We start from the raw sequence: 16,103 nt of genomic DNA on the forward strand, positions 1-16,103 counted from the left end.
TCAGCTCCGGGGTCGGTTCAGGCGGCGCTCTGGCGGCGCCCGAGCAGCACCCAGAGCAGGAAGGGGCCGCCGAGCACGGTGGTGACGATGCCGACGGGGATCTCCACCCCGCCGATCAGCACCCGTCCGAGGGTGTCGGCGAGGACGACGAGCAGTGCGCCGGTGAGCGCGGAGCCGAGCACCGGCACCCGGGTCGGTCCGGCCAGCCGGGCGGCGAGTACGGGCGCGGCGAGGGCGACGAAGCCGACCGGCCCGCAGACCCCGACGGCGAGCCCGGCGAGGGCGACGGCGAGCAGCAGGCAGGCGAGCCGGACCCTGCCGGGGTCGACGCCCAGCGAGGCGGCCACGCTGTCGTCGAAGCGCAGCACCGCCAGCCGCCGGGCCACCACCAGGGCGGTCGGCACCAGGACGGCGAGTCCGATGAGCACGGGCGTGGCGACGGCGTAGTCCCGGCCGTTGAGGCTGCCGGAGGTCCAGACGTACAGCGAGCCGGCGGAGTTGAGCGAGCGCCGGGCGAGGGCGACCTGGATGACGGCCGAGGCGAGCGCCGACATGGCGAGTCCGACGACCAGCACCCGGTAGCCGCGGGCGCCGAGCCCGCCGGAGACCAGGCTGACGACCAGGACGGCGGCCAGCGCGCCGAGCGGTCCGGCCCACCAGGCGCCGAAGGTGCCGGAGGCGGTGGCGGAGATCAGCACGGCGGCGGTGGCGCCGTCGTTGACGCCGAGGAGTTCGGGGGTGGCGAGCCGGTTGCGGGCCAGGGTCTGGGTGAGGCAGCCGGCGAGGCCGAGGGCGGCTCCGGCGGCGAGTCCGGCGACGATCCGGCCGAGGCGGAACTTCTGGACCAGCAGCACGTCCAGCCGCTCGCCGTGGCCGAACACGGCCTGGAAGGTCTCGCCGAGGCCGAGTTCGCTCTGTCCGGCGTGCGCGGCGGCGACCACGGCGGCGAGCAGGGCGGCGGCCAGGCCGAGTCCGGCGAGCAGCGGCCGGCGCGGTACCAGCAGGGACCACGCGCCGTAGCGGATGGCCGGGTCCGGCCGTGCCGGGCGCGGTTCGGCGCGCCGGACGGGCGGGGCCTCGGCGGCGGGGTCGCCGAGCGCCAGGGCGGCGGAGCGGCGGGAGCGGACCATGGCGATCAGCGCGGGGGCGCCGACCAGGGCGACGATCACCGAGACCGGCGCCTCGAACGGCCGGGCGACCACCCGGGCGAGCACGTCCGCGCCGGTGAGCACGGCGGCGCCGAACAGCCCGGCGAGCAGGGTGAGTCGGCCGATCCGGGGCCCGGCGAGGGCGCGGGCCAGGAAGCCGGCGAGCAGGCCGAGGAAGGAGATCGGCCCGGCCAGGGCGACCGCCGAGGCGGTGAGCAGCGTGACGGCGGCGGCGACGGCGGCGCGGGTGGCGCCGGGCCGGTGGCCGAGGCCGCGGGCGAGGTCGTCGCCGAGGGCGAGGGCGGTGAGCGGCCGGGTGGTGAGCAGGGCGAGCAGGAAGCCGGCGCCGAGGACGGGGGCGAGTTGGCCCAGGGTCGTCCAGCCCTCCACCCCGGCCAGTGAGCCGAGCACCCAGATCCGGTAACGGTCGTACGCCTCGGGCGAGTTGACGATGAGCACGCCGGTGATGCCGCAGAAGGTCGCGCCGACGGCGGAGCCGCCGAGGACCAGGCGCACGGGGGAGCCGCCGCCCCGGCTGCCGGCGATCAGCAGGACCAGGGTGCTGGCGAGGACGGCGCCGCCGAAGGCGAGGGCGAGGTACCCGTAGGAGGTCTGCACGCCGAGCACGGCGATGCCGAGCACGACGCCGAGCGAGGCGCCCGCGTTGACGCCGAGCAGGCCGGTCTCGGCCAGCGGGTTGCGGGTGACGGACTGGAGCTGGGCGCCGGCGACGCCGAGGGCGGCGCCGACCAGCAGTGCGGTGAGGGTGCGGGGCAGCCGCAACTCGCCGACGACGAGCGCGAGTCGGCTGTCGGCACGGGCTCCGCCGCGGTCGAGCAGGTAGTCCAGGACCCGTCCCGGCCCGACCTCGCCGGCGCCGACCGAGAGCGAGAGCGCGGTGAGGGCGAGCAGCACCGCGACCGCCCCGACGGCGACCGGCCAGGCGCGCTCCCGGAGCGGGCGGGCCGGTGGGGGAGGGGCGCCAGGTGCGGTGACGGCGGGCGCTTCGGGGGCGCCCACTTGCGACGATGTCATAAGGTAAGGCTAACCTAATGAACGGGGCGCCCCGCCGGCACCGCCGTCGTGCCGGGCTGCCCGGACGCCGCCCAACTCCCGTACCACCCCCGCCCCGGAGGCACCCATGCCGTACGCCCAGAGCCCGCTCCGCCCCTCCCGCCGCCGCGCGGCCCGGGCGCTGGCCGTCACCGGGGCGGCCGCCCTCCTGCTCGCCGGGTGCGGCTCCTCCGGGTCCTCGTCCACGTCCGCGGACCCCTCCAACTCCGCGTCCGCCGCCCCGGGCAGCGCGGCGGACGCGGCCAACGGCGGCAGGCGCACCGTCAAGGACGCCACCGGCAAGGCCGTCGAAGTCCCCGCCGAGCCCAAGCGGATCGTCACCCTCACCCAGGAGGACCTCGACGCGGTGCTCGCCCTCGGCGTCAAGCCGGTCGGCATCACCAACGGCCAGGGGCTCAACGAGCCGCCCGCGTACCTCAAGGACAAGGTCCAGGGCGTGCCGGTGGTCGGCAACCTGCTCCAGCCGGTGATGGACAAGGTGATCGCCGCCAAGCCCGACCTCATCCTGGCCGGGGACATGCAGGACGAGCAGGTGCTCAAGCAGCTGCGCGAGATCACCCCCGCCACCCTGGTCACCATGGCGCCCACCGACGACTGGAAGCTCGCCTTCCGGGGCATCGGCAACGCCGTCAACAAGCTCGACCAGGCCAACAAGGTGATCGACGACTACCAGGCCAGGGCCACCAAGGCCGGTGCCGACCTCGGCAGGAACAAGGGCGCCGCCGTCTCCATCGTCCGCTGGAACCCCACCGGCCCCAGCTGGATGGAGAAGAAGCAGTTCGCCGGCGGCGTCGCCCTCGACCTGGGCCTCACCCGCCCGGCCGCCCAGGACAAGGACGGCAACGCCCACAGCCCGGCGCTCAGCCTGGAGAAGCTCGCCGAGATCGACGGCGACTGGCTGTTCCTGTCCACCCTCACCGACGACGGCAGGGCCGCCCTCAAGGACGTCCAGTCCAAGCCCGCCTACCAGCAGTTGAACGCGGTGAAGAACAACCACGCCGTCACCGTGGACGGTTCGGTCTGGTCCACCCGCGGCGGACCGCTGGCGGCCGACGTCGTCATCGGCGACCTCGGCAAGGCGCTGTCCGGTTCCTGAACGCAATCCGAACTGGGGGGCTGAGAGATGGAGTTGACGATCCAGGGCGTCACCGCCGGGTACCGCCCGGGCCGCCCGGTGCTCGGCGGCATCGACCTCACCGTGCCCGCCGGGCAGGTGGTGGCCGTGGTCGGCCCGAACGGCTGCGGCAAGTCCACCCTGCTGCGGGCGGTGGCCCGGCTGCACAGGCCGGACGGCGGGCGGATCCTGGTCGGCGGCGAGGACATCTGGCAGTTGCGCCCGCGCCGGGCCGCCCACCGGGTCGCGCTGCTCCCGCAGAGCCCGCAGGCCCCCGAGGCGGTCACCGTGGCCGGCCTGGTCCGCTACGGGCGCCACCCGCACCAGGGCCTGTTCCGCCAGTGGTCGGCCGACGACGAGCGGCTCACCGCCGAGGCCCTGCGCGCCACCGGCGTCGACGCCCTCGCCGACCGCCGCCTGGACCAGCTCTCCGGCGGCCAGCGGCAGCGCTGCTGGCTCGCCATGGTGCTCGCCCAGGACGCCCCGGTGGTGCTGCTGGACGAGCCGACCAGCGCGCTCGACCTCGGCCACGCGGTGGAGGTGCTGGAACTGGTCCGCACGGTCGCGGCCGGCGGGCGCACGGTGGTGATGGTGCTGCACGACCTCGCGGCCGCCGCCCGCTACGCCGACCTGCTGGTCGCCCTGCGGGACGGCGCGGTGGTCGCCTGCGGGCCGCCCCGGGAGGTGGTGGACGCACCGCTGGTGCGGGCGCTGTACGACATCGACAGCCACGTCCTGTCGGCCCCGGACGACGGCGCGCCGGTCATCGTCCCGCGGGCGCCGGCGGGCTGAGGGGGCAGCGGTCGGCCCGCCCTGAGGGCGGAGCGAAGGAGCTGTGAGCCGAATTATTTGCAGAGACCGATAATCGGCGCCGAATGGCATACTTGTACGAGAGGGGACAGCTCAGGACGCCCAGGTGAACGTGAAGGGAAGGCGAGCCATGGCCATCCGCGATGACGCGGCCGAGGTCCGGGCCGGTGGCTGGCGGACGCTCGCCGCCCTGCACGGGCTGATCGAGGCCGCGCTGGAGAAGGCGCTCCAGGCGGAGCACAAGCTCTCGGTGGTGGAGTACACGGTGCTGGAGGCGCTCTCCCGCCAGGACGGCTGGCACATGCGGATGCAGCAGCTGGCCCGTGCGGCGGCACTGAGCAGCAGTGCCACCACCCGCCTGGTGAGCCGCCTGGAGGACCGGGGCCTGCTCAGCCGCTACCTCTGCGCGGACGACCGGCGTGGCATCTACACCGAGCTGACCGCCGAGGGCCGCGCCCTGCTGGAGGCCGCCCGCCCGGTGCACGACGCCACCCTGGAGGCGACCCTGGCCCAGGCCGCGGAACTCCCCGAGCTGGCCCCGCTGGTCGACGCGCTCGCCGAGCTCACCCCGACGAAGGTGTGACCCGGCCCGCAGGCACGACCCAGCGCCTGGCATGACCCCGGCCCAGGCATGACCTGGCCCGAGGCGTGCTCCCGGCGGCCGCAGCCGCCTCAGCGGCGCCCGACGGCCAGCGCGTCCCGGTGCACCCGGTCGAGCAGGGCGAGCAGCAGCTCCTTGCTGGACGCCCGCTCCCGGACGTCGCACAGCACCACCGGCACCTCCGGCCCGAGGTCGAGGGCGCGCCGGACGTCCTCCGGGGTGGCCTCGCGGCGGCCGTGGAAGCAGTTGACCCCGATGGCGAAGGGGATTCCGCGCTGCTCGAAGAAGTCCACGGCGGCGAAGCTGGATTCGAGCCGCCGGGTGTCGGCGAGGATGATCGCGCCGAGGGCGCCGAGGGCGAGGTCGTCCCACATGAACCAGAACCGGAACTGCCCGGGCGTACCGAAGAGGTAGAGCACCAGGTCCTCGCGGACGGTGATCCGCCCGAAGTCCATCGCCACCGTGGTGGTGGACTTGCCCTGGACGCCTTCGAGGCTGTCGACCCCGATGCTGGCGCGGGTCATCCGCTCCTCGGTCTGCAGCGGTTCGATCTCGCTGACCGAGCCGACCATGGTGGTCTTCCCGACGCCGAAGCCGCCGGCGACGAGGATCTTGACCGCGCCCGGCACCAGGCTCTGGGTCGTCAATTCGGGTCTCCTGGAGGGGAACTGTGGGGATGCGGCGGACGCGGCAAGCGGTCAGAGTCTGCGGACGCCCTCGATCACAGCCTGGATCAGCGAGATGTCCGGTGCCTCGGCGAGCTGGACCGGGGCCCGGGTGAGGATCAGCCGGGCCTCCGCCAGGTCGTCCAGCAGCACCTTGACCACGCTCACCGGCAGGTCCATGGTGGCCGCGATCTCGGCCACGGCCAGCGGGCGTTCGCGGCACAGGTCGAGGATCGCGGCCGGCTCGGGGGTCAACCGGCTGGTGTCGGTGCGCGGGTCGGCTGTGACCACCAGGGTGATCAGCGCGAAGCCGTCACGGACCGGGCCGGTGCGCCCGTTGGTGATCGCGTAGGGGCGGACCAGGTGGCCGGCGTCCTTGTCGTAGAACCAGCCCTCGTCGGCGTCGGCGCTGGTCACGCACCGCCACCCGGGCCGGGCCCGCCCGCGTCGCTGCGCGGCGCCGCGGTGAGGTACTGGCCGACCTGCTTGACCAGCATGTTGATCTCGTAGGCCATCAGCCCGGCGTCCACCTGCTCGCTGGTGAGCACGGCGAGCCGGGCGCCCTGTCCGGCGGTGGTGACGAACAGGAACAGCTGGTCCATCTCGACCACGGTCTGCCGGACCCGTCCGCCGTTGAAGCGGTGCCCGGCGCCGCGGGCCAGGCTCTGCAGACCGGAGGCGACGGCCGAGAGGTGCTCGGCGTCGGCCCGGTCGAGGCCCTGGGAGGTGCCGACCAGCAGTCCGTCCTCGGAGAGGACGATGGCGTGCTGGGTCTCGGGGACCCGCGCCACCAGCTGGTCCAGCAGCCAGTTGAGGTCGCGCTGGGTCTCGGTGTGCTGCGTCATCACTGCTGTTCCTTGGCTTCCTGAACGGCGGGGGCTTCCGCGGCTCCCTCGGGGGCGGAAGGTGCGGCCGGGTGGGGGGCGGTGGCGGTCGCGTCCGGTCCGGTACCGGTCGCGCGGGCGCTCCGGGTGCCGCGCTGGATGGCGGCCATGGTGGCGCGGGACCGCGCCGGGGAGGGGTCGTCGGCCTCGCCGAACCGGGGGCCGGCCGGGGCGGCGTGAGCCCCGTACGGCGCCGACGGCGCTGACTGCGTGGACGGCGGCATCATGGCGCCGGGCGCGTTGGCCTCGCGGAGCTGCTCGGCGAGGCTGGCGTTGCGGACCCGCTGCGGCAGGACGCGCGGGGTGCGCAGTTCGCCGTCCGGGCCGTGCTCCACGCTGTCCTCCTGCGGGCGTTCGTGGGTGGGCGTCGACCGGTCGGCGGGCACCCCGTCGAGGCCGCCCGCCGGGTCCACGGCCGCCGGGTCCACGGTCGCCGAGGCGACGACGGCCGGGTCCGCCTGCGCCGCCCCGCCCAGGGGCCGTCCGTCCACGGGCCCGGGAGCCGCGCCGGCCCCTGCGCCGACTCCGGCGTCGAGCTGCGCGGCGAGCTCCGCCGACGGCCCGGTCGGCAGGTCGTACGGGCGCGGCAGCACGGGCCGGGGGACCACCACGGCCCCGGGCAGCCCGGGGATCTCGGCACCGACCGGCAGCCCGGCGTTGTCGAGGGCGGGCCCGCCGCCCTCACCGTCCGGCCGCGCGAACTCCTGCGGCCCGAAGCCCTGCTGGCCGAACTCCTGCTGGCCGAACTCCTGCGGCGCGAGCAGCTCACCGACGATCACCCCGTCGTCGGCCCCACTGCCCGCCGCGCCGCCTGCCGGCTCCGTCGGCACCGCCGGGGAACCGACTCCACCGGCCCCGTCGACTCCACCGGCCCCGCCCGGCGTGCCGCCCGTCAGCCCGTTGAGCACCCCCGCCAGCGCGCCGGACAGCTCGTCGTCGACCACGCCGAAGTCCCCGTCGGACGGCCGCGGTTCGGGCACCGGGGTGCGGGTGACCCGCGCGCCGGAGGGCAGTCCGGGCACCGCGGCCGGCTGCTCGGCCTGCTCCAGCAGCGCCGAGGGCACCAGCACCACGGCCCGGGTGCCGCCGTAGGGCGAGGGCCGCAGGGTGACCTGGATGTCGTGCCGGGCGGCCAGCCGGGCGACGACGAACAGGCCGAGCCGCAGGTCGTCGCCGAGCGCGGAGACGTCCAGCTCGGGCGGGTTGGCCAGGTACTCGTTGAGCCGCTCGTACTCCTCCGCGGTCATGCCGAGGCCGCGGTCCTCGACCTCGACCGCCAGGCCCTTGGGGACCTCCTGGGCCGAGACCTGCACCTGGGTGTACGGCGGGGAGAAGGTGGTGCCGTTCTCGATCAGCTCGGCGATCAGGTGGATCACGTCGGCGACGGCCTGCCCGCTGAGCGAGGCGCGCGGCACCCCCTGGACGACGACCCGGGCGTAGTTCTCGGTCTCGGAGACGGCGCTGCGCAGCACGTTGACCACGGGCACGGCGTTGCGCCAGCGCCGGGCGGGCAGCGCGCCGCCGAGGATGACCAGGTTCTCGGCGTTGCGCCGCATCCGGGTGGCCAGGTGGTCGACGGCGAACAGTTCGCGCAGCAGCTCGGGTTCCTCGTGCTCGCGCTCCAGCGCGTCGAGCATGCTGATCTGCCGGTGGATCAGGATCTGGGTGCGGCGGGCGATGTTGAGGAAGACCTTCTTCGTCCCCTCGCGGCCCTGGGCCTGGTGGACGATGGCGGCGACGGCGGCCTGCCGGACGGCGGCCAGGCCGTCGAAGGTCTGCTGGACCTCGTCGCCGACCCGCCGGGACGGCGCCCAGGTGGGCGGGGTGGGCACCGGCTCCCCGGCGCGCAGCCGGCCGACGATCTCGGGGATCTCGTGCTGGGCGAGCGCGAAGGTGTCGCCGCGCAGTCCGGTGAGCCGGGCGGACAGCGACCGGGCGACCCGGACGCCGCGGACCAGGCTGACCAGCAGCACCAGGGCGACGACGGCGGTGCCGGCCAGCAGCGCGGTGCGGTTCGCGGTGTCGCGCAGCAGGTAGGCGGCGTAGCCCCAGGCGGCGGCGAGGCCCAGGCTGGGGACCAGCACGAGAGCGAGGAGCGAGCTGCGGAGGGAGCCGGACCGGCCGGCGCGGTGGCCCGTGCGGGGGGCCGATATGCCTGGCATCTGATTCCTTGTCGCAGGGCCGAGTTGCAGGCCGGGTCTCGGGGCCGGACGGTGGGTCGGCCCGAGCGGCCCGGACCGGGCGTCAGGGCGCCGAGGGGCCGGGGTCGCCGGACGGGGTGACGCGGTGTCACCGTCCGTGCGGGTACAGCTCGGCCGCCGACGGCAGGAAACCTATCAGTCCCAGGTGGCTTCATCGCAACATCAACTGACGATATGTGAACGGGTGCTGGCAGGAACGACCATTCCCGGTCGGAGCGTTCGCCGACGGAACGCCGCAGCTCAGCGCGGTCGGCGCGGAGCGGAAACGGCCCCCCGGGAGGCCGGTGGGCCGCTCGGGGAGCCGTCAGGAACAGGTCAAATCGTCGTCACACCGAAAGTTCGCCACCATCCGGGCGGCGGCGGTTCCGGATCCCGCGCCGGATCAGCCCGCCGCGCGGATCAGCCCGCGGCGGAGAGCGGCACCACGCGGCCGCCCCGGACACCCCGGACTCCGCGCGGGCCGTACCCGTACAGCTCCTCCGCCGGGGAGGCCCCGGCGGCGCGGGCGGCCCCGGTCACCCCGGACTCCAGCTCGTTGAGCTCGGTCCACGCCCAGCTCGCCAGGTCGGCCAGCTCGGCCGACCACTGCTTGCCGTACGTGCCCGACGCCACCTGTCCGAGCCGCAGCTTCTGCACGTCCGAGGTACCGGCCGGGGCGTAGATGTGGGTGGCGTCCCGCAGGTAGCGGATGATGTTGTGCTCCTCCTGGGTGCCGCGCGCCGCGAAGATCTCCATCGCCTGACGTGCCGAGTCCATCGCGTACTCGGTGTTGATCAGCTTGGCGTTCATCAGCTCGGCGTCGCAGGCCTTGCCGTGGTCGAGCAGGTACGAGGCGTGGTACGCGGCCAACTTGGCCGTCATCAGCCGGGACTGCATCTCGCCGAGCTTGAGGGCGATGCTGTTCACCTGGTTGATCGGCTTGCCGTAGAGCACCCGCTCCTCGGCGTAGCGCACCGTGTCCTCCACCACGGCGACGTGGATGCCGAGCGCGACGGCGCCCAGGTTCAGCCGGCCGTACAGGGTGGAGGAGGAGTAGGCGACGTCGAGGCCCTGGCCCTCCTCGGCGAGCCGGTTGCCGACCGGGACGCGGCAGTCCTCGAAGACGAGCTCGCCGAAGCTGAACCCGTGCAGGCCGCCCTGGGTGCCGATGGTGCCGGTGCGAAAGCCCGGCCGGTCGCTCTCGACCAGGAAGGCGGACAGCCCCCTGCTGCCCCGGTCGGTACGGAAGACCACGCCGTGGACGTCGCCGATGTGCGAGTTGCCGACGAACACCTTGCGGCCGTTCAGTACGTACTCGTCGCCCTCGCGCCGGGCGGTGCCGGCCATGCCGAGCACGTGGCCGCCGGACTCCGGCTCGGTGACCGCGATCGTCGGCAGGCACTCCCCGGAGGCGAACTTCGGTAGCCACTCGCGCCGTTGGGCGTCCGAACCGAAGTGGATGACCTTGGCGACGCCGAGTTGGGAGGCCTGCGCCATCGCGCCCATCGCACCGCTGACCCGCGCCAGCTCCTCGACGATCACGGTCTTGGCGAGGTGCCCCAGACCCAGGCCGCCGAACGCGCGCGGGATCGTGACGCCGATCCAGCCGCGGCGGGCGATCTCCCGCGAGAGCTCGAACTCGATCTCCCGGTCGGCCTCCATTCTGGCCACCTGAGGACGCACCTCCTTCTCCGCGAACTCACGCACCTCGGCTCGGAGGCTCTCGTGTCGTTCGTCGGTGAAGTAGTCCATCGCCATGCTTGGTCCTCTCGTTCCGGTGGGTGTCGTGCCTCCCGTTCATGCCGTAGATGCCGCTCCGGCCGCTCCCCCTGAGAGATCGGGTGGGGGTGTGGAGGTGTGGCGGTGCCGATCGCTTCCAAGCCATCGGTGCATGCGGACCCAGGGCGTGCCCTGCCCCAGGGGCGGCGCCCCCGTGGGGCCAGGGGAACTACCGTCCGTGTCTTCGGCAGGGCTCATTGTCATATGTGCACCTGGGATCCATACATAGTGGATCTTGGATTGGCGGGATTCGGCCCGTCCGCTTGGGGGCGGGTTTTGTCAGCGGGTCGGGAGGGGATTGACCTTGCCCCTCGGGCGGAGCGCCGGTGGTCGCTCACATGCTGCTTTGACTGTCCATCAGCAAGGCAGGTGACCGGTACCGGTAGCACCGCGGCGCCCGGATGTCTGATTACATGTGCGCCATGACTGATGTGATGAGCACTCAAGGCCAGTTCCCGAGTGCTGCCGGGGAATCCGAGCGGACCCGCAGGCTGCGCAGCCTGGGTCTCAACGAACCCTCCGCCGACGAGGCCTTCGACCGCTTCGCCCACCTGGCAGCCAGCATCACCCGCGCTCCCATCGCGATGGTCAACTTCATCAACGACGAGCGCCAGATGTTCCGGGGGCTCTACATTCCGCCAAATTCCTCCGAACTGGCGGCTGAAGAAGGCGCGTCCTGGGCGGATCGGGGCATCGCCTTCGACCTTCCCACCCGACAGATGCCGTTGAGTCACGGTTTCTGCCCGCACGTGGTCGCCCAGCGCTCGCCCCTCGCACTGGACGACATCCTCGCCTACCCCCGGTTCGCCGGTAACCCGGTCGTGGACGAACTCGGCGTCCGGGCCTACCTCGGCGCCCCGCTGGTGGACGACACCAACACCGTCATCGGCACCGTCTGCGTCCTCGACCGGGAACCCCGGCAGTGGGGACGCGAGCGGCTGCGCGACATCCAGCACCTCGCCGAGGCGCTGCTCTCCGAGATCCGGCTGCGCGACAACCTGCTCGCCCAGCAGCAGGAGATGTTCGCCGCCTTCGACGGCTCCCCGTTCCCCATCATGCTGACCGACGGCCCCGGCCAGGAGATCCGCTACGCCAACGCCCAGCACGCCGACACCTTCGGCGCCCCGGTGGCGTACGGCTCGATCGGCACCGCCTACCCCCAGCTCGGCGCGGCCGGCCTCCAGCAGGCCGTCGCGGAGGCCTTCCACACCGGACGGGCCACCGTCCTCAACGACGTCCGGATCCAGTCCGGCCGTCCCGAGGCCCAGCGCATCCAGCAGATCTTCAGCTTCACCTGCACCCCGCTGCGGACCGCGCGCACCGGCCAGGTCAACGGCGTCCTCACCGTCGGCATGGACGTCACCGCCCAGTCCCGCACCGAGGAGGAACTCGGCACCCTGGCCGCCCTGCTGGTCGACCGGCTCCAGCAGAACGGCGCGGCCACCGCGACCGGCCGACCGGGCGTCGCCGGCGGCACCGGACTCGTCCTGCCGAGCTGAGCGGCCGACCGCCGCTCGTGCGCCGCAGCACCGCGCCCGGGCGCAGCCGCCCACCGCACCACCCGTACTGCCCGCACCACTCGCACTGCCCGTACCAGTGGCACCACTCGCACTGCCCGCACCACCCGTTCCACCGAGCACGGCCCATCGCACCACCCGCACGGCCCACCACTGTGGCGGGGCGCCTCTCACCCCCGAGGAGAGGCTCCCCGCCACAGTGCCGTTCCCGGCCGGGCCGCGACGGGCGAGCCGCACCGGCCGGGCCGCACCGGGCGGGCCGCGACGGGCGAGCCGCCGTCCACCGACGGCCCGCCGGTGGTAGGCATGGGCCGCATGGACTGGATGGACTGGTTCGCCGCCCCCGACTACTGGCTGAGCCGACTGCTCGTCCAACGCCTGCTCGCCGGCCTCTACCTGATCGGATTCCTCAACGCGGCCGCGCAGTTCCGCGCCCTCATCGGCACCGACGGCATGCTCCCGGTGCCCCGCTTCACCGCCCGGGTCCCGTTCCGCCGCTCGCCCGCCCTCTTCCACCTCCACTACAGCGACCGCTTCTTCGCCGCCGTCGCCCTGACCGGCGCCGCACTCGCCGCCGCGGTGGCGGCCGGCCTCGGCGACGCCCTCCCGCTCGGGGCCTCGATCCCGATGTGGGCGGTGCTCTGGGCCCTCTACCTCTCCATCGTCAACGTCGGGCAGACCTGGTACTCCTTCGGCTGGGAGTCACTGCTGCTCGAAGCGGGCTCGCTCGCCGCCTTCCTCGGCAACGCCGACACCGCCCCGCCCACCCCCGTGCTCTGGCTGATGCGCTGGCTGGTCTTCCGGGTCGAGTTCGGCGCCGGGCTGATCAAACTGCGCGGGGACACCTGCTGGCGCGACCTGACCTGCCTGCGCTACCACCACGAGACCCAGCCCATGCCCGGACCGCTCAGCTGGTTCTTCCACCACCTGCCCGACCCGCTGCACCGGATCGAGGTGGCGGCCAACCACGTCGTCCAACTCCTCGTCCCGATCGGCCTGCTGCTCCCGCAGCCCGTCGCGAGCTACGCCGCCTGCGCCGTGATCGCCACCCAGCTGTGGCTGATCGCCTCCGGCAACTTCGCCTGGCTCAACTGGCTGACCGTCGTGCTCACGCTCGCCGCCGTCGAACCGGCCCGCCTCGGCCTGCCCGTCCGCACCCACACCGCCCCCGGCGCCCCCGTCTGGTACCAGGCGGTGGTCATGGCCGTCACCGCCGCCGTCGTCGTCCTCAGCTACTGGCCGGTGCGCAACCTGCTCTCCCGGGGCCAGGTGATGAACCGCTCCTTCAACCGGCTGCACCTCGTCAACACCTACGGCGCCTTCGGCAGCGTCAACCGCCTGCGCCAGGAGGTCGTCGTCGAGGGCACCGACGAGGCCGTCGTCACCCCGCACACCGTCTGGCGCGAGTACGGCTTCAAGGGCAAACCCGGCGACGTGCGCCGCCTCCCGCGCCAGTACGCCCCCTACCACCTGCGCCTGGACTGGCTGATGTGGTTCGCCGGCATCTCGCCCAGCTACGCCCGGCCCTGGTTCCTGCCCTTCGTCGCCCGCCTGCTGGCCGGCGACCGGGCGACGCTGCGGCTGCTGCGCCACAACCCCTTCCCCGACGCCCCGCCGACCCACGTCCGGGCGACCCTCTACCTGTACCGGTTCACCGGATGGCGCGAACTGCGCGAAACCGGCGCCTGGTGGCACCGCACCGCGCTCCACGCCTACCTCGCGCCGGTCGACCTGGCCGCCCTCCGCCGGGCCGGCCACCACCCGCCGCCCGCCCGGCCAGGCCGAGGCCTCCGTACCGTCCCGCTCGACCGGCTCCGACGGTCGGGTCCACGGACGGAGCACCCCGGCCACCCGCCCGGACCAGCACCCGGCCACCCGGACGGCCCTCCCGAGTAGCGGCCAGGCGAGCGGTACGGCATACGACACCGGCCCGTCCGGCGGTGGGTGCGTGCAAGCCTCGAACGGGCACCCGTATTCTGGGCCTCCACAACCGGCGGCCCGACTCGCACGCCCCCCGGTCCCGCCCCAGGGGCCCCGTGCACCCGGTCCGCCGCCCCCTCGCCGTCAGCCCCGCCGCCGTCGCCCAGAACCGGACCTCACATGACAGTGCTTCACTCGCGCAACGCCGACGCAGCCGACCCGGCGGACGTCGCCGACGCCGCAGACGTCAAGGACCCCCAGGACGCCGCTGCGGAGGCCGACCTCCGCGAGGACCTCGGCCGCTACGCCGAACTCGGGGCCTTCACGCTCAGCGCCGACACCCACGCCTGGTACGCGGCCGTCGACACCGTCGCCACCCCCGAGGACGCCCGCGCCGCCTCCACCGCGCTCGCCGAACTCCGCGGCAGCGACCTCCAGCAGACCTGGGAAGCCGTCACCGCGATGGCCGCCGAGGTCGAGCTGGACGAGCCCGACACCGTGGCCAAGACCGCACTGCTGGTCGAGATGCTCCAGCGGGTCCGCCGCACCTCCGCCACCCTCACCGGCGCCGCGTACGACGCCGACCTCGTCGCCCTCGCCGCCGCCACCGCGGACAGCAGCTGGCGCCGGGAGAACGGCGTCAAGCTGTCCTGGCTGCGCGGCCGCTCGCTGCGCAAGCAGGCCGCCGCCCTCGCCCACGACCGCAAGGTCCGCCGCGAGGACCTGCACGAGGCGCTCACCTCCGCCGAGATCGAGCGCCGCGCCTGGGCCGCCGTCGCCCCCGCCGGCACCCTCCCGCGCGTGCCCGCCGACGGCGACCTGGTCGAGCGCACCGCCCAGGCCTTCGAGCCGATCAACACCGGCCTGCGCGGCCTCGCCCGACTGCTGCCCGACCATGACCTCGACGGGCTCGCCTTCGTGGAACTGGCCGACCTGGTCGAGCGCCTCGCCGCCGACGAGGGCACCCTCTACCGCCTGCCCACCATCCGCAGCCTGCGCGCCACCCTGGAGGAGGCCGGCCTCGCCGACCTGCTCGCCGAACTCACGGCCGCCAAGGCCGACCGCCGCGCCGCCGAGGCCGCGTACGCGGCGCGGCAGGCGCTCGCGGGCGGGCAGCGGGACGGGCTGGCGGGGTCGGCGGCTGCGGCGCCGGTTGCCGTGGAGCCGGTCGTCGAGGAGACGGTCACCGAGGAGGCGGTCGTCGAGGAGACGGTCACCGAGCTGCCCGAGGCCGAGGTCGAGGCCCCGGTTGAGGCCGACGCCAACACCGACACCGACACGGACGCCGACGCCGACGCCGACGCCGACGCCGATACCGACGTCTCGGTGGAGGTCGTGGACGAGCTCCGGACCGAGGCGGACGTCGAGGCCGAGGCCGTCGAGACGGCATCCGGCTCGGACGTGGACTCCGTCGAGGCCGAGCCTGCTGCGGTGGAGGAGGAGAAGGCGGAGGCTCCGGCCGCCGTGGTCTCCCTCCCGGCGCCCTCCCCGGCCGCTGACGACCTGGTGGCTGCCGCCACCGCCGCCCTGGCCGAGGCCGCAGCGGCGGACGAGGTCGCGGAGCAGGCGGACGAGGCGAAGGCCGAGTCGGTCGAGGTCGAGGAGCCTGCCGCAGAGGCTGAGGTTGTTGCCGAGGTTGAGGCCGAGGTCGACGTCGAGGTGGAGGCCGAGGCCGAGGTCGTCGAGGTCGAGCCCGCCGTCGAGCCGGAGGCGATCGCGGAGGCACCCGTCGAGGCTGCCGAGGTCGAGGCCATCGAGGTCGAGGCCATCGAGGTCGAGGAGTCTCCGATCGAGGTCGACGCCGTCGAGGAGGCTCCGGCCGTGGTGGAGGAGGAGCTTGCGGCTGTTGCCGAGGCGCCCGCCGCCGAGGTCGAGCCCGAGGCCGTCGCCGAGACCGCCGTCGAGGTCGAGGCGGTCGAGGAGCCCGCTGCCGAGCCGGAGGCCGTTGTCGAGGCCGAGCCGACCGTCGAGCCGGAGCCCGAGACCGTCGCCGAGGTGACCCCCGCTGTCGAGCCCGAGCTCGAGCCCGAGCCCGTCGCCGAGGAGGCCACCGGTCGTCCCGCGAAGCCGGACTTCACCCCCGGCCGCCCCGTGACCGCCTACTCGGCGGACGAACTGCTCGCCGTCGTCCGCTGGATCGACGGTGACGGCACCGGGCGGAGCGACGAGGAGCTGCTCCGTGCGGCCATGAAGGAGCTGGGCTTCGCCCGCCTCGGCCCCCGGATCAAGGAGGCGCTGGGCGCCGCCGTCACCGCCGCGCGCGGCTGACGTCCGGGCGGCTGGCCGGACACGCAGGGGCCGGGGGGGGGGGGTGGGGGGGGGGGGGGGGGGGGGGGGGGGGTGTGGGGGGGGGGGGGGGGGGAGGAGGATGAAGGGCAACGAGACCGAACCTGCACACCCCCACGGGCGCT

At 74.3% G+C, this 16,103-nt stretch carries 12 protein-coding genes; 6 read left to right on the forward strand and 6 right to left on the reverse strand.

Annotation, left to right across the window (positions count from 1 at the left end; genetic code table 11):
- Nucleotides 1-17 precede the first annotated feature (17 nt).
- Complete coding sequence (gene fhuB / locus ACZ4W5_RS00340; RefSeq protein WP_465651689.1) at nt 18-2,183, reverse strand: Fe(3+)-hydroxamate ABC transporter permease FhuB; 2,166 nt, start codon at nt 2,181-2,183, stop codon at nt 18-20.
- A 106-nt stretch (nt 2,184-2,289) separates the two neighbouring features.
- Between fhuB and ACZ4W5_RS00345 the strand changes: the two genes are divergently transcribed.
- From ACZ4W5_RS00345 to ACZ4W5_RS00355, 3 genes are all read left to right on the forward strand, one after another.
- Nucleotides 2,290-3,318, forward strand: a complete 1,029-nt coding sequence (locus ACZ4W5_RS00345; protein WP_465651690.1) for an ABC transporter substrate-binding protein — start codon at nt 2,290-2,292, stop codon at nt 3,316-3,318.
- Nucleotides 3,319-3,345: 27 nt separating this feature from the next.
- Complete coding sequence (locus ACZ4W5_RS00350; RefSeq protein ID WP_465651692.1) at nt 3,346-4,128, forward strand: ABC transporter ATP-binding protein; 783 nt, start codon at nt 3,346-3,348, stop codon at nt 4,126-4,128.
- A 148-nt stretch (nt 4,129-4,276) separates the two neighbouring features.
- Nucleotides 4,277-4,729 carry a MarR family winged helix-turn-helix transcriptional regulator gene (locus ACZ4W5_RS00355; protein WP_360240299.1) on the forward strand — a complete coding sequence of 151 codons (453 nt, stop codon included), beginning with the start codon at nt 4,277-4,279 and terminating at the stop codon, nt 4,727-4,729.
- A gap of 89 nt (nt 4,730-4,818) precedes the next feature.
- Here ACZ4W5_RS00355 and ACZ4W5_RS00360 read toward each other — a convergent pair whose 3' ends face one another.
- The 5 genes from ACZ4W5_RS00360 to ACZ4W5_RS00380 form a co-directional block, all read right to left on the reverse strand.
- The gene (locus tag ACZ4W5_RS00360; protein ID WP_360240302.1) at nt 4,819-5,394 is read right to left on the reverse strand and encodes a GTP-binding protein; all 576 of its coding nucleotides are present in this window, start codon (nt 5,392-5,394) and stop codon (nt 4,819-4,821) included.
- Nucleotides 5,395-5,445: 51 nt separating this feature from the next.
- Nucleotides 5,446-5,829, reverse strand: a complete 384-nt coding sequence (locus ACZ4W5_RS00365) for a DUF742 domain-containing protein (protein ID WP_207813170.1) — start codon at nt 5,827-5,829, stop codon at nt 5,446-5,448.
- The gene (locus tag ACZ4W5_RS00370) at nt 5,826-6,257 is read right to left on the reverse strand and encodes a roadblock/LC7 domain-containing protein (protein ID WP_360240307.1); all 432 of its coding nucleotides are present in this window, start codon (nt 6,255-6,257) and stop codon (nt 5,826-5,828) included. Before ACZ4W5_RS00370 ends, ACZ4W5_RS00365 begins: the two co-directional genes overlap by 4 nt.
- Nucleotides 6,257-8,380: a sensor histidine kinase gene (locus tag ACZ4W5_RS00375; protein WP_465651696.1), complete on the reverse strand. Its 2,124-nt coding sequence runs from the start codon at nt 8,378-8,380 to the stop codon at nt 6,257-6,259. Before ACZ4W5_RS00375 ends, ACZ4W5_RS00370 begins: the two co-directional genes overlap by 1 nt.
- 516 nt (nt 8,381-8,896) lie before the next feature.
- The gene (locus ACZ4W5_RS00380; protein ID WP_465651698.1) at nt 8,897-10,234 is read right to left on the reverse strand and encodes an acyl-CoA dehydrogenase family protein; all 1,338 of its coding nucleotides are present in this window, start codon (nt 10,232-10,234) and stop codon (nt 8,897-8,899) included.
- A gap of 443 nt (nt 10,235-10,677) precedes the next feature.
- Between ACZ4W5_RS00380 and ACZ4W5_RS00385 the strand changes: the two genes are divergently transcribed.
- The 3 genes from ACZ4W5_RS00385 to ACZ4W5_RS00395 all read left to right on the forward strand — a co-directional run bounded on the left by ACZ4W5_RS00385 (nt 10,678) and on the right by ACZ4W5_RS00395 (nt 15,960).
- Nucleotides 10,678-11,754 carry a GAF domain-containing protein gene (locus ACZ4W5_RS00385; RefSeq protein ID WP_360240313.1) on the forward strand — a complete coding sequence of 359 codons (1,077 nt, stop codon included), beginning with the start codon at nt 10,678-10,680 and terminating at the stop codon, nt 11,752-11,754.
- A 342-nt stretch (nt 11,755-12,096) separates the two neighbouring features.
- Entirely contained in the window at nt 12,097-13,668 is a 1,572-nt protein-coding gene (locus tag ACZ4W5_RS00390) for a lipase maturation factor family protein (protein WP_465652183.1), read from the forward strand.
- Between the two features lie 204 nt (nt 13,669-13,872).
- Nucleotides 13,873-15,960, forward strand: a complete 2,088-nt coding sequence (locus tag ACZ4W5_RS00395; protein ID WP_465651700.1) for a hypothetical protein — start codon at nt 13,873-13,875, stop codon at nt 15,958-15,960.
- Nucleotides 15,961-16,103: the final 143 nt, after the last annotated feature.

The sequence above is a fragment of the Kitasatospora sp. NPDC029367 genome (assembly GCF_055569135.1).

Bases quoted from the DNA above. Each gene is read 5' to 3' on its own strand.
- fhuB (WP_465651689.1), bottom strand. From the start codon at position 2,183: ATGACATCGTCGCAAGTGGGCGCCCCCGAAGCGCCCGCCGTCACCGCA.
- ACZ4W5_RS00345 (WP_465651690.1), top strand. From the start codon at position 2,290: ATGCCGTACGCCCAGAGCCCGCTCCGCCCCTCCCGCCGCCGCGCGGCC.
- ACZ4W5_RS00350 (WP_465651692.1), top strand. From the start codon at position 3,346: ATGGAGTTGACGATCCAGGGCGTCACCGCCGGGTACCGCCCGGGCCGC.
- ACZ4W5_RS00355 (WP_360240299.1), top strand. From the start codon at position 4,277: ATGGCCATCCGCGATGACGCGGCCGAGGTCCGGGCCGGTGGCTGGCGG.
- ACZ4W5_RS00370 (WP_360240307.1), bottom strand. From the start codon at position 6,257: ATGACGCAGCACACCGAGACCCAGCGCGACCTCAACTGGCTGCTGGAC.
- ACZ4W5_RS00380 (WP_465651698.1), bottom strand. From the start codon at position 10,234: ATGGCGATGGACTACTTCACCGACGAACGACACGAGAGCCTCCGAGCC.
- ACZ4W5_RS00385 (WP_360240313.1), top strand. From the start codon at position 10,678: ATGACTGATGTGATGAGCACTCAAGGCCAGTTCCCGAGTGCTGCCGGG.
- ACZ4W5_RS00390 (WP_465652183.1), top strand. From the start codon at position 12,097: ATGGACTGGTTCGCCGCCCCCGACTACTGGCTGAGCCGACTGCTCGTC.
- ACZ4W5_RS00395 (WP_465651700.1), top strand. From the start codon at position 13,873: ATGACAGTGCTTCACTCGCGCAACGCCGACGCAGCCGACCCGGCGGAC.